Annotated in this window: 21 protein-coding genes; 7 read left to right on the top strand and 14 right to left on the bottom strand. The window is 76.0% G+C overall.

Annotated features, from left to right (window positions below; genetic code table 11):
* Positions 1-390: 390 nt before the first annotated feature.
* Positions 391-1,995 carry a long-chain fatty acid--CoA ligase gene (locus ACQPX6_RS07630; RefSeq protein WP_433786621.1) on the top strand — a complete coding sequence of 535 codons (1,605 nt, stop codon included), beginning with the start codon at positions 391-393 and terminating at the stop codon, positions 1,993-1,995.
* A gap of 73 nt (positions 1,996-2,068) precedes the next feature.
* Here ACQPX6_RS07630 and ACQPX6_RS07625 read toward each other — a convergent pair whose 3' ends face one another.
* The 7 genes from ACQPX6_RS07625 to ACQPX6_RS07595 all read right to left on the bottom strand — a co-directional run bounded on the left by ACQPX6_RS07625 (position 2,069) and on the right by ACQPX6_RS07595 (position 9,468).
* The gene (locus ACQPX6_RS07625; protein WP_433786619.1) at positions 2,069-3,622 is read right to left on the bottom strand and encodes an amino acid permease; all 1,554 of its coding nucleotides are present in this window, start codon (positions 3,620-3,622) and stop codon (positions 2,069-2,071) included.
* A 157-nt stretch (positions 3,623-3,779) separates the two neighbouring features.
* Positions 3,780-4,742 carry a cation diffusion facilitator family transporter gene (locus tag ACQPX6_RS07620; RefSeq protein WP_433786617.1) on the bottom strand — a complete coding sequence of 321 codons (963 nt, stop codon included), beginning with the start codon at positions 4,740-4,742 and terminating at the stop codon, positions 3,780-3,782.
* A 60-nt stretch (positions 4,743-4,802) separates the two neighbouring features.
* Positions 4,803-6,038 (bottom strand): mannose-6-phosphate isomerase, class I, encoded by a 1,236-nt coding sequence (gene manA / locus ACQPX6_RS07615; RefSeq protein WP_433786615.1) that lies wholly within the window; start codon positions 6,036-6,038, stop codon positions 4,803-4,805.
* Between the two features lie 27 nt (positions 6,039-6,065).
* On the bottom strand, positions 6,066-7,190 hold the full coding sequence (locus ACQPX6_RS07610; RefSeq protein WP_433786614.1) for an SIS domain-containing protein: 1,125 nt from the start codon (positions 7,188-7,190) through the stop codon (positions 6,066-6,068).
* 5 nt (positions 7,191-7,195) lie between these two features.
* On the bottom strand, positions 7,196-7,423 hold the full coding sequence (locus tag ACQPX6_RS07605) for a Trm112 family protein (RefSeq protein WP_433786613.1): 228 nt from the start codon (positions 7,421-7,423) through the stop codon (positions 7,196-7,198).
* A 24-nt stretch (positions 7,424-7,447) separates the two neighbouring features.
* Entirely contained in the window at positions 7,448-8,848 is a 1,401-nt protein-coding gene (locus ACQPX6_RS07600) for a phosphomannomutase/phosphoglucomutase (RefSeq protein ID WP_433788216.1), read from the bottom strand.
* A 158-nt stretch (positions 8,849-9,006) separates the two neighbouring features.
* Positions 9,007-9,468: a DUF3499 domain-containing protein gene (locus tag ACQPX6_RS07595; protein ID WP_433786611.1), complete on the bottom strand. Its 462-nt coding sequence runs from the start codon at positions 9,466-9,468 to the stop codon at positions 9,007-9,009.
* A gap of 180 nt (positions 9,469-9,648) precedes the next feature.
* Between ACQPX6_RS07595 and ACQPX6_RS07590 the strand changes: the two genes are divergently transcribed.
* Positions 9,649-10,059 (top strand): metallopeptidase family protein, encoded by a 411-nt coding sequence (locus ACQPX6_RS07590; protein WP_433788215.1) that lies wholly within the window; start codon positions 9,649-9,651, stop codon positions 10,057-10,059.
* A gap of 40 nt (positions 10,060-10,099) precedes the next feature.
* Here the strand turns inward: ACQPX6_RS07590 and ACQPX6_RS07585 are convergent, their stop codons facing one another.
* The 3 genes from ACQPX6_RS07585 to ACQPX6_RS07575 form a co-directional block, all read right to left on the bottom strand.
* Complete coding sequence (locus ACQPX6_RS07585; protein WP_433786610.1) at positions 10,100-10,483, bottom strand: VOC family protein; 384 nt, start codon at positions 10,481-10,483, stop codon at positions 10,100-10,102.
* 44 nt (positions 10,484-10,527) lie between these two features.
* On the bottom strand, positions 10,528-14,106 hold the full coding sequence (locus ACQPX6_RS07580; RefSeq protein WP_433786609.1) for a glycosyltransferase: 3,579 nt from the start codon (positions 14,104-14,106) through the stop codon (positions 10,528-10,530).
* A gap of 105 nt (positions 14,107-14,211) precedes the next feature.
* Positions 14,212-14,472, bottom strand: a complete 261-nt coding sequence (locus ACQPX6_RS07575) for a WhiB family transcriptional regulator (RefSeq protein WP_433786608.1) — start codon at positions 14,470-14,472, stop codon at positions 14,212-14,214.
* 310 nt (positions 14,473-14,782) lie between these two features.
* Here ACQPX6_RS07575 and ACQPX6_RS07570 point away from each other — a divergent pair, with 310 nt between their 5' ends.
* From ACQPX6_RS07570 to ACQPX6_RS07555, 4 genes are read left to right on the top strand one after another with little or no spacing between them, the layout of a single operon-like run.
* Positions 14,783-15,547, top strand: a complete 765-nt coding sequence (locus ACQPX6_RS07570) for a site-2 protease family protein (protein ID WP_433786606.1) — start codon at positions 14,783-14,785, stop codon at positions 15,545-15,547.
* Between the two features lie 26 nt (positions 15,548-15,573).
* Positions 15,574-16,539 (top strand): 2-phospho-L-lactate transferase, encoded by a 966-nt coding sequence (gene cofD / locus ACQPX6_RS07565; RefSeq protein ID WP_433786603.1) that lies wholly within the window; start codon positions 15,574-15,576, stop codon positions 16,537-16,539.
* Positions 16,532-17,890, top strand: a complete 1,359-nt coding sequence (locus ACQPX6_RS07560; RefSeq protein ID WP_433786602.1) for a coenzyme F420-0:L-glutamate ligase — start codon at positions 16,532-16,534, stop codon at positions 17,888-17,890. Before cofD ends, ACQPX6_RS07560 begins: the two co-directional genes overlap by 8 nt.
* Positions 17,887-18,462 (top strand): NUDIX hydrolase, encoded by a 576-nt coding sequence (locus tag ACQPX6_RS07555; protein ID WP_433786601.1) that lies wholly within the window; start codon positions 17,887-17,889, stop codon positions 18,460-18,462. The genes ACQPX6_RS07560 and ACQPX6_RS07555 overlap by 4 nt, the downstream gene beginning before the upstream one ends.
* 97 nt (positions 18,463-18,559) lie before the next feature.
* On the opposite strand, the gene ACQPX6_RS07550 is transcribed toward ACQPX6_RS07555, so the two are convergent.
* Entirely contained in the window at positions 18,560-19,477 is a 918-nt protein-coding gene (locus ACQPX6_RS07550) for a DNA-3-methyladenine glycosylase family protein (RefSeq protein ID WP_433786599.1), read from the bottom strand.
* Positions 19,478-19,529: 52 nt separating this feature from the next.
* Entirely contained in the window at positions 19,530-20,663 is a 1,134-nt protein-coding gene (locus ACQPX6_RS07545) for a sugar phosphate nucleotidyltransferase (RefSeq protein ID WP_433786597.1), read from the bottom strand.
* A gap of 121 nt (positions 20,664-20,784) precedes the next feature.
* On the opposite strand from ACQPX6_RS07545, the gene ACQPX6_RS07540 reads away from it, so the two are divergent.
* A complete protein-coding gene (locus ACQPX6_RS07540) occupies positions 20,785-21,252 on the top strand; it encodes a hypothetical protein (protein ID WP_433786595.1) in 468 nt (155 codons plus the stop codon).
* Between the two features lie 15 nt (positions 21,253-21,267).
* Here ACQPX6_RS07540 and ACQPX6_RS07535 read toward each other — a convergent pair whose 3' ends face one another.
* Both ACQPX6_RS07535 and ACQPX6_RS07530 read right to left on the bottom strand, forming a co-directional pair.
* Positions 21,268-22,137, bottom strand: a complete 870-nt coding sequence (locus ACQPX6_RS07535; RefSeq protein ID WP_433786594.1) for a glycosyltransferase family 2 protein — start codon at positions 22,135-22,137, stop codon at positions 21,268-21,270.
* Positions 22,138-22,155: 18 nt separating this feature from the next.
* Positions 22,156-23,037 carry a tetratricopeptide repeat protein gene (locus ACQPX6_RS07530; RefSeq protein ID WP_433786593.1) on the bottom strand — a complete coding sequence of 294 codons (882 nt, stop codon included), beginning with the start codon at positions 23,035-23,037 and terminating at the stop codon, positions 22,156-22,158.
* Positions 23,038-23,070: the final 33 nt, after the last annotated feature.

The raw sequence follows: 23,070 nt of genomic DNA, 5'->3' as shown, positions 1-23,070 counted from the left end.
ACCGTGCGAACCGGACGGGTGCCTGAGGTCGCCGGGGGGGTGTCGCCGTCGCTCGCGGGTGCGGGAGGGAGGGCGGCAGGCCGGCGTCCGTCGGTCACCAGGACACGGTTCATCACCATCCGCAGGCGCCCTTGCGAAGGTTTACGGACCACCGCCGAGCGTGGCGGACGGGCCAAGGACCTCGGCCGTCCGTTGCAGCGCCACTCGACGGCTTCCGTTCGCACGTGTTGTGCGATCGATGCCGTGGACCAAGTCCAGCACAGGCCCCGGGGGCGGTCAACCGCGACGGGCCCCGACGTCAGACCGGTCACACGGCGCGCCGCGGTCCGTAGGATGCGTGATCGCAGCCACAGGAGACGCCGCCAGGAGGCCACGAACGTGCTCGGACAGATGCAGGACTACCCACTCGCCCTGCCGCACGTGTTCCACCGCGCCGAGCAGCTGTTCGCCCACAAGCCCATCGTCGGTGTGGGCGCGGGCGGCACGGTGCACCGCACCGACTACGCCGGCTGGGCCGACCGCGTGCGGCGCGTCGCCGCCGCGCTCGACGCCCTCGAGGTGTCGCCCGAGGGCCGGGTCGGCACCTTCTGCTGGAACAGCCCGGCGCACCTCGAGCTCTACTTCGCGGTCCCGTGCAGCGGTCGCGTGCTCCACACCCTCAACATCCGGCTGTTCACCGAGCAGCTGATCTACATCGCGAACCACGCGGAGGACGAGGTCGTCTTCGTCGACCGGTCGCTGTTCGGCCAGTTCTGGCCCTACATCGACCAGATGGGAGGAGTCCGCAAGGTCATCGTCATCGACGACGGCGCGGACGTGGAGATCCCCGACGACGAGCGCATCACCGACTACGACGCCCTGCTCGCCTCGGTGGAGCCCCACGCGGGCCGGTTCCACGTCGCGGACGAGAACCAGGCCGCGGCGATGTGCTACACGTCGGGCACCACCGGCAACCCCAAGGGCGTCGTCTACTCGCACCGCTCGACGGTGCTGCACTCGATCGCGGTGCTCATGGCCGACGTGGCCGGGATCGTCGAGCGCGACGTCCTGCTGCCGATCGTCCCGATGTTCCACGCCAACGCCTGGGGCACGCCGTACGCCGCGGTGTTCGCGGGCTCGTCGCTGGTGATGCCCGGCCCGAACATGACGCCGAAGGCCATCGCCGGCATCCTGCGCGACCACCACATCACGGTGACCGCGGGCGTGCCGACCATCTGGATGGGCGTGCTGCCCGAGCTCTCCGAGGGCGACCTGCCCGACCTGCGCCTGCTGCTCTGCGGCGGCTCCGCGGTGCCGAAGTCACTCTCCGAGGGCTGGCGGAAGAAGATCGGCCTGCCGATCACCCAGGCCTGGGGCATGACCGAGACCAGCCCCATCGCCACCACCGGGCTGCTGCGCAGCGTCCACGACGGCCTGTCCGACGAGGAGCTCGCGGACGTGCGCGCCACCGCGGGCACCCCGTCACCGCTGGTCGACCTGCGCATCTGCGAGCCCGACACCGGCGAGGTCCTGCCGTGGGACGGCGAGACCTCCGGCGAGCTGCAGGCCGCCGGCCCGTGGATCGCGGCGTCGTACTACCGCAACGAGGACGGCGGGAAGCAGTTCACCTCCGACGGCTGGCTCAAGACCGGCGACGTGGCGGTCATCGACCGGTACGGCTACGTCCGGCTCGTCGACCGCACCAAGGACCTCGTCAAGTCCGGCGGCGAGTGGATCTCCTCCGTGGACCTGGAGAACGAGATCATGGCGATGGAGGGGGTCGCCGAGGCCGCCGTCATCGCGATCCCCGACGAGAAGTGGTCGGAGCGCCCCCTGGCGTGCGTCGTGCCGAAGCAGGGCGTGGAGCTGACCAAGGAGGCGGTGCTCGAGCACATCGCGTCCCGCGTGGCCAAGTGGCAGGTGCCCGACGAGGTGTGGTTCATCGACGAGGTGCCCAAGACCTCGACCGGCAAGTTCTCGAAGAAGACCCTGCGCGAGAAGTACGCGCAGGCCTGAGCCCACCCCGCACACACGACAGGGCCCGCCCGGCACGTGCCGGGCGGGCCCTGTCGTGTCCGACGTGTCGCGCTTACTGGGGCTGGGTCGGCGGCGCCGACGGCCCGCCCGGGTTGGTCACCGACCGCTCCTCGCCGCGCTCGCGCTTGCCGAGCACGGAGTTCCGCCGCGAGTAGGCGAAGTAGATGACCACGCCCAGCACCATCCAGACGATGAACCGGATCCAGGTCTCGACGGTCAGGTTCAGCATCAGCCACAGGCAGCTGAGCACCGCGAGCGTGGCCACGACCGGCAGGGCCTTGACCGTGAAGCTCCGCTGCAGGTCGGGGCGGCGACGTCGCAGGTAGACCGTGCCGACCGAGACCAGGATGAAGGCGAACAGCGTCCCGATGTTGACCATCGACTCGAGCTCGTCGATCGGGAAGAAGCCGGCGAGCACGGCGCAGAGGCCGCCGATGATGATCGTGATCGTCACCGGGGTGCCCCGCGAGCCCGTCTGGGCGAGGTTCCGCGGGAGCAGCCCGTCGCGGCTCATCGCGTAGAACACCCGGCTCTGGCCGAGCATGAGCACCATGACCACGGTGGTCAGGCCGGCGAGGGCACCGATGGAGATGATCGTGGACGCCCAGTCCGCGCCGACGATCGTGAACGCCGTGGCCAGGGTGGCGCTCTCGTCGCTGCCGGGAGGCGTCGCCAGCTGGGTGTAGTTGACCATGCCCACCAGCACGAGCGAGACGGCGACGTAGAGCACGGTGACGACGCCGAGCGAGCCGAGGATGCCGCGGGGCAGGTCCTTCTGCGGGTTCTTCGTCTCCTCGGCGGTGGTGGACACCGCGTCGAAGCCGATGAACGCGAAGAAGACCAGCGAGGCGCCGGCCAGCAGGCCGTAGACGCCGAAGGTCGACCCCTCGCTGCCCGCGATCAGCGACAGCAGCGACGCGTCGGCACCGCCACCGCTCTCCTGCTCGCCCCCGGGCGGCGGGATGAACGGGGAGTAGTTCGCGGCCTTCACGTAGAAGAGCCCGACCACGATGACGAGCAGCACCACGAGCACCTTGATCGAGGTGATGATCGTCGAGACCCGGCTCGAGAGCTTGATCCCGAGCACGAGGACGACGGTGAGGCCGGCGATGACCAGGACGGCGCCCCAGTCGAACGTCACCGGTCCCAGCTCGAGGGACGCGGAGGTGCTGCTGCCGCCGAACAGCTCGCCCAGGTACTGCGCCCAGCTCTTGGAGACCACCGCGGCGCCGAGGGCGTACTCGAGGATGAGGTCCCAGCCGATGATCCAGGCGATGAACTCGCCGAACGTGGCGTAGGAGAACGTGTAGGCGCTGCCCGCCACCGGCACCGTCGAGGCGAACTCGGCGTAGCAGAGGCCCGCGAACCCGCAGGCGATGGCGGCGATGACGAAGGAGATCGCGATGGCCGGGCCGGTGATGTCACCGGCGACGCGCGCGGTGATGGTGAAGATGCCGGCGCCGATGAGCACCGCGACGCCGAAGACGGTGAGGTCGAAGGCACCGAGCTCGCGGCGGAGCTTGCTGCCGGGCTCGTCGGTGTCGGCGATGGACTGCTCCACCGACTTGGTCCGGAACAGCCCGCTCTGTGGCTGGGTCGACGTCATGGGCGTTCCTCCCGAGAATCCTGCGTCCGGGCCCGTCGAGTGATCGAGGGTGCGGCGGGACCTTACGCCCGCCAGACCGCCCGGGAGCACGGACACGGCTCGATCCGTGACGCCGTGTTCACCTCGTTGACCCGCTCGGGGGTCCAGTGGCGCCCGGTCAGCGGGACGCGGTGTCCGGGCGGGGGTCGAGGGCCTCGTCGATCGGGCCGCCGCCGGTGCGGTCGAGGTCGGGCTCGAGGTACACGAGGCGCGCCTCGGGCACCGCCTCGCGCAGCCGGGCCTCGGCGTGGTCGATGGCCTCGGCGATCGTCTCGGCCGGCAGCTGCGAGGACACCGCGATCTTCGCGGCGACCAGCAGCTCCTCGGGGCCGAGGTACTGGGTGCGCAGGTGGATGACCCGCTCCACCGGGCCGCCGACCAGCGACGAGGTGATCGTGTTCGCGGTGCGGGCGCTGACGCCCTCGCCGATCAGCAGGCTCTTGGTCTCGACGATCAGGATGACCGCGATGACCCCGAGCAGGACGCCGATGCAGATCGTGCCGATCGCGTCCCAGATCACCGCGCCGGTCAGCACGCTGAGCCCGACGCCGGCGAGGGCGAGGACCAGCCCGACGAGGGCCCCGAAGTCCTCGAGCAGGACGACCGGCAGCTCGGGGTTGACCGACGTCCGGATGAACCTCCACCACGACTGCTCGCCCTTGAGCTCCCGCGACTCCTTGACCGCGGTGCGGAAGCTGTAGGACTCCAGGCAGATCGCGACCACGAGGATGACCACGGCGACGATCGGGCTCGTGAGGTCGTCGGAGCCCGAGAGCTTGTGGATCCCCTCGTAGAGGGCGAACACCGAGCCGAGGCTGAAGATCAGCAGCGCGACGATGAACGAGTAGAAGAAGCGGTCGCGCCCGTAGCCGAAGGGGTGCTCGCTGTCGGCCTCGCGCCGCGCGCGCTTGCGGCCGAACAGCAAGAGGCCCTGGTTGCTCGTGTCGGCCACCGAGTGCACGCCCTCGGCCAGCATCGACGAGGAGCCCGTGATGGCGAAGCCGATGAACTTCGCGACGGCGATGCCGGCGTTGGCCGCGAGCGCGGCGACGATCGCCTTGCCGCCTCCTTCTGCGGACACGGGGCCTCCAGGGTCGACCGGGCGGGAAAAATGGTGCGCCGGTGAAGGTACCGGGCGCGGTCAGCCCGGGCCGAGGCCGTCGGCGGCGACGAAGGCGAGGGCCGGTCGCTCGACGGGGGCGACCGTCACCGGGCCGTCGCACGCCGGCATCCAGACGGCCGTGCCGCGGGAGACGACCTGCTCCTGCCCGCCGGCGCTGCGCAGACGCACCTTGCCCTCCACCGCGACCGCGATCCGGGGGCCCTCGACGCCGAGGTCGACCGGCTCCTCCCCGGCACTCTCTCCGCCGACACCGGTGTCGTCGAACGCGCACCGGGCCAGGCTGAAGTACTCGGACGGCGTGAACCGCGTGACCGGGCCCGTCCCCTCGCCGTGCAGCAGGGGCGCCCGGCCGGGCGTGAAGTCGAGGACGCGCAGCAGCTCGGGCACGTCGACGTGCTTGGGCGTCAGGCCGCAGCGCAGCACGTTGTCGGAGTTGGCCATGAGCTCGACGCCGCAGCCCGCCAGGTACGAGTGCGGGGAGCCCGCCGGCTGGTAGAGGCACTCCCCCGGCGCCAGCACCACGCGGTTGAGCAGCAGCGCGGCCAGCACGCCGGCGTCGCCCGGGTAGCGCTCGCCGAGGTCGAGCAGCGTGCGGGCCTCGGCGGTGAACTCGCCGCGGGCGCGCACGTGCGCCACGCAGCCCTCGAGCAGCGCGGGGACGAGCTCGTCGACCGCGCGCTGGGGCAGCGTGATCCAGGTGGTGAACACCGCGCGCAGGCCGTCCGCGTCGGGCTGGCCCGCGAGCAGCTCGGTGTGGTGGGCGAGGGCGCGCACGTCGAGCGCGCGCAGCAGCCGCACGGTCTCGTCGGCCGGCCGGAAGCCCGCGAGCGCGTGGAACTCGGTGAGCGCGCAGAGCAGCTCGGGCTTCGGCAGCGGGTCGGGGTAGTTGCGCTCGGAGGCCGTGCGCGGGATGCCTGCGGCCTCCTCGCGCGCCCACCCGGCCTCGGCCTGCTCGGCCGACGGGTGCGCCTGCAGGCTCAGGGGCTCCTCGGCGGCGAGCACCTTGAGCAGGTACGGCAGCTTGTCCGACCAGCGGGCGCTCCGCGCCGGGCCCAGCGCGCCCAGGGGGTCGGACGCCAGCACGTCGGCGAGGGTCCGCCCGCCGTCGTCGAACCGCGAGGGCTCGTCGCGGTGCGCGCCGAGCCAGAGCTCGGCCTGCGGGTGCGGCGACGGGACCTCCTCGCCCAGCAGGTCGGCGAGGTGCGTCCGCGAGCCCCACGTGTACGTGCGCACGCTGCCCTTGAGGACCTCCACGTGTGTGCCTCTCTCGCTGTCGGGCGGCTAGCCCGTGCGGACCCCCGGCACCCGGGCCCCGAGGGCCAGGCCGAGGTAGACCGCGGTGAAGTCGAGTCGGGTGGCCAGCACGGCCGCGCGGAGCGCGTCGGCGACCGGCCCCTCCCCGGACAGGTCCACGTCGTCGATCTCCAGCACGTCCGCACCCGGGTGTCGGGCGCCGACGTCGGCGACCAGCCGCCGCACCGCGAGGTCCTCGCGCACGGCCAACAGCACCAGCCGGGGCGGCGGGGCCGCCGGGGCCGGATCGTCGAAGGGGTCGGCGAAGATCGACGCCTCCCCCGCGTCCTCCCGCAGCCGGGCCAGCAGCGCCGGCTGCGCCGCCGCGGCCGCGGTGGTGGCGGCCTGCGCGACGACTCCCGCGTGGGTGGCCAGCACGGTCGCGCCGTAACCCGCCACCAGCCCCGCGACCGGGTCCGCGCCCCAGAGCAGCGGCGTGCGCTCGGCGAGCCGCAGCGCCAGGGTCTTGGCCGGGTTGACGAAGGCCTCGCCGCGGGGGCCGTCGCGCTCGGCCTCGGCGTCGAGGCGGTCGGCGAGCGCGTCGGGGTCGACGGCGAGCAGGTCCAGCGAGCGGGCCACCACCAGGCCGGTGGTGAGCACGGTCGCGGTGTCGAGCCCGTCGAGGTCCACGCCCGACACGCCGAGCGCCAGCCGCGGCACGACGGGCAGGGCGCGCCCGGCGCCGGCCGCGGCCGCCGGGCCCTCGGACGGCCCGGCGAGCACGACGTGGGCGCCGCGGCGCACGGCGCGGTGCACCGACTCGGCCACGTCCGCCTCGACCGGGTCGCCCTCGCGGCCGCGGTGGGAGGCGACGACGACGTCGAGCGGGCCCAGCCACGGCGGGGCGACGTCGGTGACGATCACCGGCAGCGGCGCCGAGGGCGTGAGCAGCGACGCCAGCAGGCGGCAGGCGGACTCGGTGGTGCCCGGGCGGGTCAGCAGGACCAGGGCGCGGGGGCGCAGGCCGGCCAGGTCGGCGGGCACGCCCGCGTCCTGGGCGGCCGCCCACGTGGTGCGCACCTGGGCGCCCGCGGTGGCCACCGCGCGCAGCGTGCCCTCACGGTCGGCGGCGATCAGGCGCGGCTCGTCGGAGAGCAGGGCGTCGTCGAGCACGGCCCTCACCCCCGCCGGTCGTCCGGCCCCGCCGTCTCCCCGGGGGGTCCCCCGCTCGCCTCGGACAGGAGGAGGACGGGGATGCCGTCGGTGACCGGGTAGCGCCGGTCGCACGCCGAGCAGGTCAGCGCCGCGGCCTCGGGGTCGTCGGGCGTCCCGGGGTGCAGCGTGCCGTGGTCGGGCGCGGGGCAGGCGAGGATCTCGAGCAGGTCGGGGTCCAGATCGAGCGGCATCGGGGGTCTCCTTCTCGATCCGGGTCAGCCACGCACGAGCGCGAGGACCTCGTCGCGCAGCGCGGCGACGGCGTCGTCGTCGGCGGCCTCGACGTTGAGCCGCAGCAGCGGCTCGGTGTTGGACGGCCGCAGGTTGAACCAGCTGCCGTCGGGCAGGGCGACGGTGAGCCCGTCGAGGTCGTCGGTGGTGACGCCCTCGCGCGAGCCGAACGTCTGCTCGACCTCGGCCATGGCCGCCTGCGCGTCCTGCACCGTCGAGTTGATCTCACCGGAGGCGGCGTAGCGGTCGTACTGCGCCATGAGCTCCGAGAGCGGCCTGTCCTGCTCCCCCAACGCGGCGAGCACGTGCAGCGCGGCGAGCATGCCCGAGTCGGCGTTCCAGAAGTCGCGGAAGTAGTAGTGCGCCGAGTGCTCGCCGCCGAAGACCGCGCCGGTCTCGGCCATGGTGGCCTTGATGAACGAGTGGCCCACCCGGCTGCGCCGCGGCGTGCCGCCCGCCTCGGTGATGATCTCGGGGACGGCGCGCGAGGTGATGAGGTTGTGGATCACCGTGGAGCCGGGGTGCTTGCCGAGCTCGCGGGTGGCGACCAGCGCGGTGATGGCGCTGGGGCTCACCGCGTCGCCCTTCTCGTCGACGAGGAACACGCGGTCGGCGTCGCCGTCGAAGGCCAGCCCCGCGTCGACGCGGCCCAGCGTGATGACCTTGCGCTGGAGGTCGCGCAGGTTGTCCGGGTCCAGCGGGTTGGCCTCGTGGTTGGGGAACGAGCCGTCGAGCTCGAAGAACAGGGGCTCGACCTCGATGGGCAGCGGGTCGAGCACCGCGGGCACCGTGTAGCCGGCCATGCCGTTGCCGGCGTCGACGACGATCGACAGGCGCCGGATACCCGACAGGTCGACCAGCGAGCGCAGGAAGGCGGCGTAGTCGTCGCGCATCTCGCGGTGGCTGACGCTGCCGCGCTCGCCCGCGGACGCGTCGGCGGCGGCCTCGCCGGGCCCGCGGTCGAGCAGCGCGGCGATCTCGTCGAGCCCGGAGTCCTGCCCCACGGGCGACGCGCCGGCGCGGCAGAGCTTGATGCCGTTGTAGGTGGCCGGGTTGTGGCTGGCCGTGAACATCGCGCCGGGCATCTCGAGCGCGCCGGAGGCGTAGTAGAGCATGTCGGTGCTGGCCAGGCCGATGTGCACGACGTCGACGCCGAGACCGGTGACGCCCTCGGCGAACGCGTCGGCGAGCTCCGGCGACGACTCGCGCATGTCGTGCGCGACCACCACGCCCTTGCCCCCGCCGAGCCCGGTGCCCTGGCCCGAGCGCTGCTCGTCGAGCAGGACGCGGGCGAACGCCGCGCCCACGTCGCGCACGAAGGCGGCGTCGAGCTGGGAGCCGACGAGACCGCGGATGTCGTAGGCCTTGATGACCTGGTCGATCACCTGGGCGCGGTCGGGAGCCGCCGCGGCGGACGAGGTGGCGGACGGTGTGCTGGACACCTCACCAGCCTATCGGCGCGGCACGACACCGGCGCCCGCCGGGCGCAGCCGTCCGCCGAACGGTGATCCCTGGCCGTGGGCGTGTGCCGGGCCCCTCGTCGTCAGGAGGACGCGGGGTCGGGCAGCACGCGCAGGTGGCCGCGGCGGCCCGTGGGCGCGCCCGCCATGCCGGCCGCCATGCCCGGCGGCGGCGGACCCGCCGGCATGGCCGGCGAGGACCCCGAGGACGCCGCCGCGGCGCCGGTCCCGGCCGTGATGCGCGTGCGGCTCTCGGGCGACGCGAGCGGGCGGTCGGCCCGCCCGGCCTCGCGGACGGCCTCGGCCAGGGCCGTGAGGTCGTCGGCCGACGGCTCGGCCGGGAAGTCGCCCTCGTAGCGCACGACCTCCCACCCCCGCGGCGCGGTGAGACGGACGGCGTGGCGCTCGCAGAGGTCGTAGGAGTGCGGCTCGGCGCTCGTGGCCAGCGGACCGACCACGGCGGTCGAGTCCGAATAGACATAGGTCAGGGTGGCCACGGCCGCGTGACCACACCCGGTCCGTGAGCACTTCCGCACTCCTCGCACGCCGCCGACGATAGCCCGGTCGGACGTGCCCGCCGCGCAGGCGCGCGCGGCGCGTCGGTCCTCGTCCGGGGGGCCCGCGTAGGCTCCGCGGGCGTGACCAGGAGCGCGAGCCGCCGGGGCGGCACCTCCGCGCCCCGGCCGCGCCGGCGTCGGCGCGACCGCCGCGGGCGCGGGCTGCGGATGCCGCTCTACCCCTCCGGCTCCCCCGCCGCCCGCACCCGCGCCGAGCGCTTCGACGCCCTCGTGCTCGAGGCGCTCGAGCCCATCGAGGAGCGCTGGGGCACCGAGCTCGCCGAGCTGGACGTGGCCGTCGACGACGTGCCCGAGGTGCCCGCCGCCACCGACGACCCGCCCGTGGACGACGACGCCGTGCTCGGCGACGGCGAGGTGCCGCTGGCGCGCCTCGTGCCCGCCGGCATGGACCGCCGCGGCGCCGTGACCCGGGCGCGGATCGTGCTCTACCGCCGCCCGCTCGAGGCGCGCGCGCTCGACGGCGAGGACCTCGCGGACCTGCTGCACGACGTGCTCGTCGAACAGGTCGCGGGATACCTCGGCGTCGAGCCCGACACGATCGCGGGCGACGAGGACTGAGCACCCGAGCGACCACGGGACGCGGACCTGCCTGGCGCGATCAGAAGGTGTGGTGGACGGCTTCCACGTTGTGGCCGTCGGGGTCGCGGAGGAACACGGCGTAGTAGCCGGGGTGGTACTCCGGGAAGATCCGCGGCGCGTGCAGCACCTCCGCCCCGTGCGCCCGGGCCGCCTCGTGCACGGCGTCGACGGCCGCGCGGTCCGGCGCGGCGAAGGCGACGTGCAGCTCCTGCGTCACGGGCTCGCCGGGCGCGAGCCAGAAGGCCGGGTGCCCGCCGGCGCCCAGGCCGACGACCTCGGGCGCGCCCGGCGGGCCGGTGGGGATGCGCAGGCCGACGGCCATGCCGAGCGGCGCGAACACCGCGGAGTAGAAGGCGACGGAGGTCTCGACGTCGCGACAGGGGAAACCGAGGTGGTCGAACACGTCGCCGAACCTAGGGCCTGACCCCGACAGCCCGGGACCGGGATCTAGTCGAGGCGTTTGCGCGAGGGCAGCGCCGAGATGGCCGTGAACAGCACGAGGGCCAGCTGCAGGAGCAGCAGGAGCAGGCGGGTGGTGTCGTCGCGCTCCACGACCACCGCGCCCCCGCCGGGTCCGACGCCCACGCCGACGAGGTGGCCCCAGGCCGGGACGACGGGGGCGGGCGCGCCGCCGACCGTCGCCGACCAGCCCGACTCCAGCTCCGCGGCCACGACGAGCAGGCGGCGGTCGGCGCCCGGGGACACGCGCACCGCGACGGTGGGCAGGTCCGAGGGCACCGGCGTCACGCCCGCGGCGCGCCGGGGCGCCGCGCGCGCCTCGGTGGCGTCGTCGGAGATCGGGGGCTCGAGCAGCACGGCGCCCGCGACCGGCAGGGCGACGCGCACCACGGGGCGCCCGTCGGAGACGGGCGGCGCGTCGCCGAGCAGCGGCCCGGCGGCCTGGCGCGCGACCCGCGCCGTCGCCTGGTCGGGCAGCACGACCGCGCCGGTGCCGGCCGTCGCGAGCTCGGCGACGCCGGCCTGCACGGTGGCGGGGTCGCCGGAGAGCAGGGCGCGCACGTCGCGCTGCAGGCGGGCGGGCGCGGCGCCGACGGGCGCGAAGTCGTCGTCGCCGTAGCGGGGCAGCCCGGGGCCGCCGCGCCGGGTCGTGTCGGCGTCGCGGGTGACCACGACGACGCCCGCCCCGCCCGTGGCCAGCTCGTTCGCCAGCGGGGCGGCCAGGGTCGGCGCGCGGGTGTCGGCCAGCGGGCCCGACCCGCCGGCCAGGACCGTGACCACCGCGAGCGTCGCCACGGCGACCGCCAGCACGGGCACGGCCACGCCGCGGGCCCGCTGCGCGCTGCGGTCGCGCTCGCCGGTGTCGCTGGGGCGCGGTCGCAGGCGCCGGGCCAGGCCCGACGCGCCCGCGCCCACCCGCTCGGCCGCGCCCGCGAGGCGCCCGGAGAAGCCCGCGCCGCCGAGGTCGAGCTCGGAGTCGCCGCGGCGCAGCGGGGCGCGGCCGGCGCGGTCCCGCCGGCCGAGCAGCTGGCCGAGCGGTTCGGTGCGGGCCGCGGCGACCTGGGCCAGCAGGCTCCACAGCGCCCCGGTGGTGGCGAGGGCGAGCGCCGGGCCGGTCCAGCCGGGGCGCGGGTCGCCGCCGGAGAGCGGTGACAGCGCGAACGACCCGACGACGCCGGCCGCCACGATGCCGAGCACCAGCAGCGCGAGCCCCGGGACCGCCGCGCGCCGCGGCGCGATGAGCGCGCCGCCGACCGCGACGGCGACCAGCACCAGGCCCGCCCAGGGCAGGGTGCCCGGGCCGCCGGGGTCGAGGGCGAGGATCTCCAGCGCGGCGACGAAGCGCTCGGGCACCGGGGCGCCGGTGCCGTGCAGCAGCACCTCGGGCGCGGTGAGCAGCACCGTCGGCCAGGGCAGGAGCAGCAGCACCGGCAGCACGACGATCACGGCCAGGGACATCGCCCGCCGCCCGGCGGCCCCCGGCGGCGCGGGGACCAGGACGAAGCCGACCACCACGACGACGAGCACCAGCGCGTGCACCAGCGGCGCGAAGGCGCTGACGACGCCCAGCGCGAGCGCCGTGCCGGCCGCGGTGCTCCACCACGAGCCGCGCCGGCCCGCCGTGCGCACGCCCCGCAGGACCGCGACGACGCCGGCGAGCACCAGTGGCAGCAGGACCGCCGCCACCACGCCGTCGAGCCGGCCCTGGGCCACGGCACCTGCGGTGACCCCGAGCAGGGCGTAGACCGCCCCGGCGAGCGCGCGCAGCACGCGGCCGACGCGCAGTTCGCGGGTGGCGAGGTAGGCGCTCAGCCCGGCCAGCGGCAGCGCAGCCACGAGCAGGATCGACACCGCGGCGGGCGGGCCGCCCAGGGGCACCGCGGGGCCGCCGAGCGCGCCGACCACCGCCAGCGCCGCCGGCGCCGGGGCACCCGTGCCGCCGGCCACGGGGTGCCAGGCGGCGAGGTAGGACGACCACAGCTCGCGCAGGCCCGGGACCTCGGCGATGCGCCCGCCGGCGAGGGAGAGCCCCAGCCGGGCCCGCTGCGTCGCGAGCGAGATGAGCGTCAGGCCGACGACGAGCAGCAGCGGCGGGGCGAGGAGCAGCTCGCGCGCGACCCGGCCGGCGGTGATGGGGACGACGACGACGCGCTCGCCCGCCGCGGTCGCGGGCTCGGCCGGCGCCCCGTCGGCGGTCCTGATGACCTCGGTGGCGTCGCCCTCCGGCGGCGCGGCACCCACGGCCTCGTCAGCGCCCTCCCCCACCCGCCCAGCCCGCGGCCCGGGCAGCGCGACGGCCAGCGACTCCCCCGGCCGGCGCAGGCCCGCCGTGCGGCGGGTGCGCCGCACCCCGGCCCCGGCGCCCGCGGGCAGGGCCTCGGGACCGACGGCCGCGCGCCGGCGCCGGGCCTCGTCCTCGGCGTCCTCGTCGGGCCGCGCGCCGCGCTCGGCCCACTCGGGCAGCCGGCCGAGCTCCAGCTCCTCGCGCAGGCGCCCGCGCACGAGCGAGGTCAGCCCGCCCCGCACGGCGTTGCGCAGCCGGGTCGTGCGGCTGGTCAGCAGGCCCCGCAGCTCGCGGGGCAGGGCGGTGGCGCCGGTGCTGCGCCGCTTGCGGGCGTCGGCGAGGTCGGCGACGCCCGGCCCGGAGCCCAGCACGCGGGTCAGGCCGGCGAGCTCGGCGCCGGCCGCGCGGGCCCGGCGCACCAGCAGCAGGCCCAGCGCGCGCAGCACCGCGAGCACCGGCAGGCGCAGCAGGCCGAGGACGAACGCCGGGGTCGAGCAGTTGGCGAGGAACGTCCGCAGCCCGTGGGCGCGGTCGGTGGCGCGGTAGCGGCGATCGACGCCGGCGGTGTCGAGCTCGCGGGCGCGGACCTGCAGCGCGCGGGCGTGGCGCAGGCGGGCCGAGGGCGCGCAGAGGACGAGGCCGCCGGCGCGGTTGACCCGCCAGCCGTAGTCGACGTCCTCGCGCAACAGGCCCAGCGCGGTGTCGTAGCCGCCGAGGGCGTCCCACTCGCGGCGCCGCACGAGCGAGCCCGCGGACCCGACGGCGAGCACCTCGGAGTTGGTGGCGAACTGGCCGAGGTCGAGCTCGTCGGCACCGATCCCGGTCTGCCGCGAGCCCGAGGCGTCGATCGACACGCCGGCCTCGACGACCAGGCGGGGCTCCTCCCAGTCGAGGCACAGCGGGCCGAGCACTGCGGCCGAGGGCGAGGCGTCGGCGACCGACAGCAGCACCTCGAGGCAGTCGGGCGCGGGCGCGGCGTCGTCGTGCAGGACCCAGAGCCACTCGCCGGCGTTCGCGCCCCAGCGCCGGTCGGCGTCGTCGACCGCGGTGTGCACCGCCTCGGCGAAGCCGGTGTCGCGGGGCATGCGCAGCACCACGTCGACCTGGTTGCTGGCCGCGAGCAGCGACCCGGTGCCGTCGATGGACCCGGTGTCGACCGCGATGACCCAGCGCGGGCGCTGTGTCAGGCGCGCGAGCGCCGCGAGGGTCTCCGGGAGCCAGGTGTCACCGTCGTGGCAGACCAGGACGCCGAGCACCGGCGCCACCGGGGACGTCACCGCCACGCGCCCGCCGTCCTTCCCCCTCGGGCAGCCGCCACCCCAGGGGCGCCCGCGCTCCGGTCAGGCGGCCGAGGGTAGTCGCCGGGCTCGCGCCGCCCGGCCGGGGTGTCAGACGACGCGGCGCTTGAGGCGCCGGCGCTCACGCTCGGAGAGCCCGCCCCAGATCCCGAAGCGCTCGTCGTGCCCGAGCGCGTACTCGAGGCACTCGGTGCGGACGTCGCAGCTGTTGCAGATCTGCTTGGCCTCCCGGGTGCTCCCGCCCTTCTCGGGGAAGAACGCCTCCGGGTCGGTCTGCGCGCACAGTGCGCGCTCCTGCCATTCCTGCTCGTCCTCGGTGATCATGGCCAGCTCCGAGAGGACGTCCCGCATTCCGTGTCCTCCGCTGCCCAGCACCACCGAACCACTTTCCGCACCGTGCACGACGCCTCCGCTCGCCTCAGACTCCCCCGGCCCCCACTGAGTGGACGAGGCGTCGGCCCCGCACCGACGTGTCATCGCGTAGGAATTACACCGGTGTCGTTCCATCCGGGTCAAGCCGGGGGACCCACCTGGCCGCATGTCGCGGCGGGCGGTCGTCACGTGCGGTGAGCGTCATGCGCTGTCCGTAGCAATCGGGCCCCGCCACCCTCTCGGGGCGCCGGGCGGTGCCTGCTCCGTCCGGAGGGACACACTGGGGGGCGTGGCTCCCCGCGTCTCCCGGTTGCGCTCGCCGGTCAGCCCCATCTTCCTCGTCCTCGTGGCGCTGGCCGTCGCGGGGGGCGCCCTGACGCTGGTCCCGGCGTCCGGGGCGATCATCGGCGGCACCGTCCTGCTCGTCCTGGCCGGGTGGGCCGTGTCGCTGTGCCTGCACGAGTTCTCCCACGCGCTGACCGCCGACCGCTGCGGCGACCACTCGGTGCGCGCGCTGGGCTACCTGACCCTCGACATCCGGCGCTACGCCAACATCGGGCTGACCCTGGTGCTGCCGCTGCTGTTCCTCCTGATCGGCGGGATCCCCCTGCCGGGCGGGGCCGTCTGGATCCAGCGGGCGTCGCTGCGCTCGCGGGCCGCGATCAGCGCCGTGTCGGCGGCCGGGCCGCTGGCCAACCTCGCGCTCGCCGCCGTCATCGGGATCGGGGTGGTGCTCACCACCCCGCCGCTGCCGCTGGCCGCCGCGCTGTCGTTCCTCGGCCTGATCCAGGTCCTGACGTTCGTGCTGAACCTGCTGCCGATCCCGGGCCTCGACGGCTGGGGCGTGATCGACCCGTACCTGCCCCGCACGACGCGGGCCAGCGCGGCGCGCATCGCGCCCTACGCGCCGTTCGTGGTGATCCTCGCCCTGTTCCTCTTCCGGCCCGCCGGCGAGCTGCTGGCCGAGGCGTCGGCGAGCCTGTACTCGCTCGTCGGCGGCGACCGCGACCTCGTCGTCCAGGGCAACATCCAGTTCGCCCGGCTGCTCGGGTGAGCGCGCGCGGGAGGACGATCGGGGGCATGAAGGTCACGGTCCTGGTCGGCGGCGTCGGCGGCGCCCGGTTCCTGCAGGGCGTCAAGGCCGCCGCCGGCCCCGGCGACGCGATCCGCGCGGTGGTCAACGTCGGCGACGACATCTGGCTGCACGGCCTGCGCGTGTGCCCCGACCTCGACACCTGCATGTACACGCTCGGCGAGGGCATCGACCCGGAGCGCGGCTGGGGCCGGGCCAAGGAGACCTGGTCGGTGCGCGAGGAGCTCGAGGCCTACGGCGCCGACCCGACGTGGTTCGGCCTGGGCGACCGGGACGTCGCCACCCATCTCGTGCGCACCCGGATGCTGCGCGCGGGCTTCCCGCTCTCGCAGGTCACCGCGGCGCTCTGCCGCCGCTGGGCGCCCGGGGTGGAGCTGATCCCGGCCAGCGACGACCGCATCGAGACCCACGTCGTCGTCGACGACCCCGACAGCGCCGACGACCCGCCCGCCCGCAAGGCGATCCACTTCCAGGAGTGGTGGGTGCGCCACCGCGCCGCGCTGCCCGCGCACGGGTTCGCCTCGGTGGGGCGCGACCAGGCCACGGCCTGCCCGGACGCGCTGGCCGCCGTGGCCGACGCCGACGTGGTGCTCGTGGCGCCGTCGAACCCCGTGGTCAGCGTGCACACGGTCGTCGACGTCCCCGGGATGCGGCCGGCGCTGTCCGCGGCGGCGGGCAAGGTCGTCGGGGTGTCGCCGATCGTCGGCGGGCAGGCCGTGCGCGGGATGGCCGAGGCGTGCCTGGCGGCCGTCGACGTGCCGGTCAGCGCGGAGGGCGTCGGCCGCTGGTACGGCGCGCGCTCCACCGGCGGCCTGCTGGACGGCTGGCTGGTGGCCCCGGGCGACGGCGCCGACGTGCCCGGCGTCGAGGTCCGCGAGGTGCCGCTCATGATGACCGACCCGGACACCACGGCGGCGATGGTGCGGGCGGCCTACGAGGTCGCGGGTGTCTGACCACGCCGCCGGCGGACTGACCCTCTGGGGCGTTCCGGGACTGCCCGAGTTCCGGCCCGGCGACGACCTCGCGGGCGCGCTCGCCGACGCCCTCGACGGCGCCCTCGCCGACGGGGACGTCGTGGTGGTCACGTCCAAGGTGCTGTCGAAGGTCGAGGGCCGCCTCGTGCGGGTGCCCGCCGACCCCGAGGCGCGCGACGCCGCCCGCCGCGCGCTGATCGACCGCGAGACCGTGCGTCTGCTGGCCACCAAGGGCCGCACCAAGATCGTCGCCAACCCGCTGGGGATCGTGCAGGCCGCGGCCGGGATCGACGCGTCGAACGTCGCCGGCGACGAGGTCGCGCTGCTCCCCGAGGACCCCGACGGCTCGGCGGCCGCCCTGCGCGCGGCGCTGCGGGACCGCCTCGGGGTCGACGTGGCCGTCGTCGTCACCGACACCATGGGCCGTACCTGGCGCACCGGGCAGACCGACGCCGCGATCGGCGCCGCGGGCCTCGAGGTCGTCCACGCCTACGGCGGCGCGGTGGACTCCCAGGGCAACGAGCTGGTGGTCACCGAGGTGGCCGTGGCCGACGAGGTGGCCGCGGCCGCCGACCTGGTCAAGGGCAAGCTCGGCGGCGTGCCGGTGGCCGTGGTGCGCGGGCTGCCGGCGGTGCTGCGCTCGGAGACCGGCCGCGGCGCCGACCTGGTCCGCCCGGTGGACGAGGACCTGTTCTGGCTGGGGACGGACGAGGCGCTCGCCCGGGGACGAGCGCAGGGCCGGCGCGAGGCCGTCCCGGCGCGGCGTTCGGTGCGGGCGTTCGCCGACACCCCCGTCGACCCCGACGCCCTGCGGCGCGCCGGCGCCGCCGCGCTCACCGCGCCCGCCCCGCACCACACCCGCCCGGTGCGCTTCGTGCACCTCGCCCGGCCAGACGTGCGCACCCGCCTGCTCGACGCGATGGCCGACGCGTGGCGCGCGGACCTGCGCGCCGACGGGCGGCCCGAGGACGAGGTCGCCCGGCGGGTGGCCCGCGGCGACCTGCTGCGCACCGCGCCCGAGGTCGTCCTGCCGTTCCTCGTGCTCGAGGGGGCCCACGCCTACCCCGACGCCCGGCGGGCGGCCGCCGAGCACACGATGTTCACCGTCGCCGGGGGCGCCGCGGTGCAGGGCCTGCTCGTCGCGCTGGCCGCCGAGGGGCTCGGGTCGTGCTGGGTGTCCTCGACGATCTTCGCCCGGGACGTCGTGCGCGACGTGCTCGCGCTGCCCGCCGACTGGGAGCCCCTCGGCGCCGTCGCGATCGGGCACCCCGCCGCCGCGGCGCCGCCGCGCAGCGAGCCGGCCGTCGACGATCGCTGGGTGGAGAGGTGACCGAGGAGCGCACCCTGGCGTCCACCACCCGCGCCGCCGTCTCGACCGCGGCGGTCCACGCCGACGCCCGCGCGGTCCTCGACCGCTGGCGCGGCGGGACCCGCGAGCTCGAGTCGGTGCGCCAGGCCGTGCTCGCCTACCTCGACGCCCGCCCCGACGCGTGCGCCCGCGCGTGCGCGCCCGGCCACCTCACCGCGTCGGCGCTCGTGCTCGACGCCGCGGGCGAGCACGCGCTGCTGACCCTGCACCCGCGGATCGGGAAGTGGGTGCAGCTCGGCGGCCACATCGAGCCCGACGACACCACGCTGGCCGGCGCGGCGCTGCGCGAGGCGGGCGAGGAGTCGGGGATCGCCGGCCTGGTCGTCGACCCCGAGCCGCTGCACGTCGACGTCCACGCCCTGACCTGCTCGCTGGGCGTGCCCACCCGCCACCTCGACGTGCGCTTCGTGGTCCGCGCGCCCGCCGGGGCGGTGGAGACGATCAGTGACGAGTCGCTGGACCTGCGCTGGTGGCCGCTGGCCGAGCTGCCGGACGACGTCGCCTTCGGGCGCGCCCTCGCGCCGGGCGCCTGAGCGCGCCGGACATCGCGGAGATGCTTCGGTTCCCGAAGCATCCCTCGCACCCGACGGACGTCAGGTCGTTCGGGCCCACGACCGACCCGGGCGCGCGTCAGTAGCTGCGGTAGTCCGTCGGCGCGAACCGCGGGCCGAAGCGGGGGCGGCGGAAGCCCGACGCCTCGATGTAGCGCACCGCCCGCTGGCGCTGGGGCGCGTAGCAGGCGAGGACCTCGAGCATCCCGTCGTCGTCGAGCTTGTGCCCCACCAGCGCCCAGCCGACCGTCGAGGGGATGTGGAAGTCGCCGACGCTGACCGCGTCCGGGTCGCCCCAGGCGCGCTGGGCGACCTCGGCCGCGGTCCACACGCCGATGCCGGGCACCTTCTGCAGCAGGGCGCGCCCGGCCTCGCCGCGCAGCTCCGCGGCCTTCTCGAGGCGGTGGGCGACGGTGGCGCACGCGAGGATCGCGCGGCGGCGGGACTGGTCGACGCCGGCGCGGTGCCACTCCCAGTCGGGGATCGCGCGGATCTGCCGGGGGGTCGGCGGCAGCTTCATCCCGGCCGGGACGGGACCCGGCGGGTCGTCGCCGAAGCGCCAGCACAGCTCGCGGAACGAGCGGCGGGCCTCGGTGCCCGTGACCTTCTGCTCGAGGATGGAGGGCAGGAGCACGTCCCACACCGTGCGCGTCGACCCGAGCCGCAGGCCGGGCATGCGCCGGCGCGTCTCGGCGACCAGCGGGTGGTGCCCGACGAACCCCTCGTCGTCGTCCTCCTCGCCGAGCAGCGCGGGCACCCCGTCGAGCACCCACCCCGCGCCCGGGCCCCAGGCGCGGGCGAGCACCACGCCGTCGCGACGCGACAGCGCGAGCGACGCCGGGCCGTCGGGGGTGTGGGTGGTGCGCCAGAGGACGCCGGCCCCGCCGGACGCGTCGGTCTCGGTGCGGAACGTCGGGTCGCCCTTGCCCCGGCGCAGCGGGGCGAGCAGGGCCCGGACGTCGAGCACGAAGGCGGGACGCCAGGTCCGCTCGGCCACCGGAGCGGGATACCTCGGAGGGTCCGGCTCCGCTGCGCTCCGCGTCCCGACCTCAGGCACCACCCGAGAATCGCAGACCGCCGTCGGGGACGACGAGTCCGGGCCAGATCCGGACGCCCGCCAGCAGCTCGCACGACGCCCCGATGGACGCGCGCTCGCCCACCACGGCGTCGCGCACCACGGTCTCGTCGCCGATCGTCGCGCCCGGCCCGATCACCGACCGCTCGACGAGCGCCCCGTCGCCGATCCGCGCGCCGTCCATGAGCACCGACCCCGAGACGCGGCTGCCCTCGCCGATCCGGACGTCGGCGCCCACGGTGGTGCCGTCGGTGAGCGACGCCGAGGCCGCGACCTCGGCGCCGGGCAGCAGCAGCGACGTCCCCACCGGCCCGGGCAGCGCCGCGGTGGGCGCCGCCCCCTGCACGAGGTCCGCGCTGCCCCGGACGAACGAGGCCGGCGTGCCGAGGTCGAGCCAGTACGACGACTCGACGTGGCCCTGCAGGCGCGAGCCGGCGGTGAGCAGGTCCGGGAAGGTCTCGCGCTCCACCGACACCGGGCGCCCGCCGGGGATCGTGTCGACGACCTCGCGGCGGAAGACGTAGCAGCCGGCGTTGACCTGGTCGGTGGGCGGCGCGGGCGTCTTCTCCAGGAAGGCGGTCACGCGGCCGTCGGCGTCGGTGGGCACGCAGCCGAACGCGGTGGGGTCGGGCACGCGGACGAGGTGCAGGGTCGCGTCGGCGCCGGCGGCCCGGTGCTCGCCGACGACGGCGCGGACGTCGACGCCCGAGAGGATGTCGCCGTTGAAGACGACGACCTCGTCGTACCCCGGGCCCAGGGCCTCGGCGGCGAAGCGGATGCCGCCGCCGGTGCCCAGCGGCTCGGGCTCCTCGCGGCACTCGAGCTCCAGGCCGTCGAGCCCCCGGGTGCCGCCCTCGACCAGGAACGCCTCGAACACCTCGGCGCGGTAGGCGGTGCCGAGCACGACGCGGCGGATACCGGCGGTGGCGATGCGGGAGAGCAGGTGCGCGAGGAACGGGACGCCGGCGGTCGGCAGCATCGGCTTCGGGGTGCCGAGCGTGAGCGGGCGCAACCGGCTGCCCTGCCCCCCGACCAGCACGACCGCCGCCGTCCGGGCCGGGTCGATCACCGGTGTGCCGCCCCCGCCGTCCCCTGCCTGCGCCACCATCAGACCCCCCTCGTCGATGACGAAACGTGACCGCGGGCGATAGTGTGGACCCTCCGGGACGCTCCTTCGGCCGTGGCCCGGGACAGACCCGCCCGTCGGGGGAACGAGCAGGAGGGTCGCCGTGGCCTCGAACGCGTGGGAGCGCGCTCAGGAGGCCATCGCGCACGCCCACCAGCGGGCCGCCGAGCGCGACGAGGACGTGGTCACCCCGGACAACGCGGTCTCCCCCTTCGACGCCTCGAGCACGGCGGTGCTGCCCGCCGCGATGACGTCGGGGCGCCACGGCGGCGACCCGGACCTCACCCAGCGCCTGCCCCAGAACGACGGCGGGCGCCGGCCGGGCAACGGGCAGGGACCCCACCGCAACGGCAACGGCCAGGGCGGGCGGCACGGGCGGCCTCCCGAGGACCCGGCCACCGTGCGGCTCGGCGCGCAGCAGGGGCCGAGCCACCCGGGCACCTCGCCGTTCCCCGCCAACCCGTTCCCCGGTGGGGGCAACCCCCGGCCGGCCGAGGACGGACGCGCCGACGACCACGAGGACGACGAGCCGCCGCGCCGGTCCTGGTGGCGCCGGCTCTTCGGGCGCTGACCGCGCCGCACCCCGTCAGGGCGCGGCCCGCACCCCCGTGCGCGCCCGCAGGCCCAGGCCCACGCGCAGCGCGACGCGCAGCGGGGCCCAGCGGGCGCCGCGGTAGCGGTCGGCGAGGAAGCGATACGCGCTGCGGTGGTGCTCGGCGAGCATCCGGCTCGAGGTGGGGGCGTCGCGCTCGGTGGCGTGCCCGCCGGTGTGCACCACCTCGGCGTCGGGGACGTAGACGTTGAGCCAGCCCGCGCGGCCCAGGCGGTCGCCGAGGTCGACGTCCTCGAAGTACATGAAGTAGCGCGGGTCGAAGCCGTCGACCGAGTCCCACGCCTCGCGCCGCAGCAGGACGCACGACCCCGAGAGCCAGCCCGCCGTGCGCTCGGCCACCGACCCGGCCTGGCGGTAGGAGCGCGTCCACGGGTTGGCGGGCCACACCGCGGCGAACACGGCGTGCCCCAGACCCCGCCCGAGCGAGGGCTGCAGGCGCGCGGAGGGGTAGACGTCGCCGCCGGTGCGGATGAGCGGTCCGAGGGCGCCCGCCCGGGGCCACCGGTCGGCGGCGGCGATCAGCGCGTCGAGCGCGCCGGGACCGCAGACGATGTCGGGGTTGGCGACGAGCACCCACCCCACGTCGGCCGGCAGGCCCGCCACGCCGCGGTTGGCGGCGGCGCCGTAGCCGACGTTCTCGCCGATGGTCAGCAGCTCGACCCGCTCGTCGGCGGCCGCGGCGGCCTCCGGGGCCCCGTCGACCGAGCCGTTGTCGGCGAGCACGACCCGGTAGGGCCGCGTCGTCGCCTTGTCCAGGGACGCGAGGAACTCGCCGAGGGCCTCGCCCGGCGAGTAGGTCACGCAGACGACGGCCAGTCCGGGTCCGTAGACGGGGTGCGCCACGGCCCGCATCCTGCCCGTTCAGTCGTCGTACTCGTCCACCAGCCCGCGGTACTCGGCCTCGAGCACGGCCACGGCGTCCGGGTCGCCGTGCCACGCCGCCTCCTCGAAGTACGGCAGGGCATCGTCCGGGCGCCCGTGGTCGAACAGGAAGCGCGCGACGTGGAACGCGGCGCCCGGCTCGCCGACCTCGTGGGCCCGGCGCAGCTGCTCCTCGGCGCCGGCGAGGTCGTCGTGGCGGTCGCGCAGGAACCAGCCGTAGTAGATGTGCGCGCACGCCCCGCCGCCGTCGGCCGCCCGGCGGTAGAGCTCGCCGGCCTCCTCCACCCGCTCGGCGGCGAGGCGGCAGTCGGCGAGCGCGACCAGCGTCGAGGGCTTCGCGTCGTCCAGGAGCCGCTCCGCGAGGTCGGTGGCGGTCGCGGGGTCGTCGAGCTCCTCGAGGTGCAGGGCGACGAGGTTGAGCGGCGCGAGGTCGTCGCCCGCGCGCACCGCGCGGTCGAGGACGTAGAGCGCCTCCTGGGTGCGGCCGCGGTCGCGCAGGAAGACGCCGTAGTCGTTCATCGCGCCGGGGTCGCCGCCGTCGAGGCCGACGAGGAACGCCTGCTCGGCACCCGCCTGGTCGCCCATCGCGGCGAGGGTCTCGCCGAGCAGGCCGGCGAGGTCCGCCCGGCGGTGGCCCAGGACCACCGGGGAGAGCACGTCGACGGCCTCGCGGCGCTCGCCGTGGTCGAGGTGCACGGTGGCGAGCAGCGACGGCGCCGAGGGCTCGCCGCTGGCGAACGCCCGGCGCAGCAGGGCGACCAGCTCCCGGTGGTGCTCGTCGAGGTCGGCGCCGGGCGTCCCGCGCCGCCGCCGGACCTCGTCGCAGAGGGGTTCGGCTCCCGACGCGGCACCGTCCGCCATCGCGCCAGCCTGTCAGGGCCGGGCGCGGACCTC

The organism is Actinomycetospora sp. CA-101289, from assembly GCF_050955895.1.
Lineage (GTDB): Bacteria > Actinomycetota > Actinomycetes > Mycobacteriales > Pseudonocardiaceae > Actinomycetospora.
The sequence above is the reverse complement of the archived record's forward strand: the minus strand, read 5'-3'. Positions and strand labels throughout refer to the sequence as shown.

Bases quoted from the DNA above. Each gene is read 5' to 3' on its own strand.
- ACQPX6_RS07630 (WP_433786621.1), top strand. From the start codon at position 391: ATGCAGGACTACCCACTCGCCCTGCCGCACGTGTTCCACCGCGCCGAG.
- ACQPX6_RS07625 (WP_433786619.1), bottom strand. From the start codon at position 3,622: ATGACGTCGACCCAGCCACAGAGCGGGCTGTTCCGGACCAAGTCGGTG.
- ACQPX6_RS07605 (WP_433786613.1), bottom strand. From the start codon at position 7,423: ATGCCGCTCGATCTGGACCCCGACCTGCTCGAGATCCTCGCCTGCCCC.
- ACQPX6_RS07590 (WP_433788215.1), top strand. From the start codon at position 9,649: ATGCCGCTCTACCCCTCCGGCTCCCCCGCCGCCCGCACCCGCGCCGAG.
- ACQPX6_RS07575 (WP_433786608.1), bottom strand. From the start codon at position 14,472: ATGCGGGACGTCCTCTCGGAGCTGGCCATGATCACCGAGGACGAGCAG.
- cofD (WP_433786603.1), top strand. From the start codon at position 15,574: ATGAAGGTCACGGTCCTGGTCGGCGGCGTCGGCGGCGCCCGGTTCCTG.
- ACQPX6_RS07545 (WP_433786597.1), bottom strand. From the start codon at position 20,663: ATGGTGGCGCAGGCAGGGGACGGCGGGGGCGGCACACCGGTGATCGAC.
- ACQPX6_RS07530 (WP_433786593.1), bottom strand. From the start codon at position 23,037: ATGGCGGACGGTGCCGCGTCGGGAGCCGAACCCCTCTGCGACGAGGTC.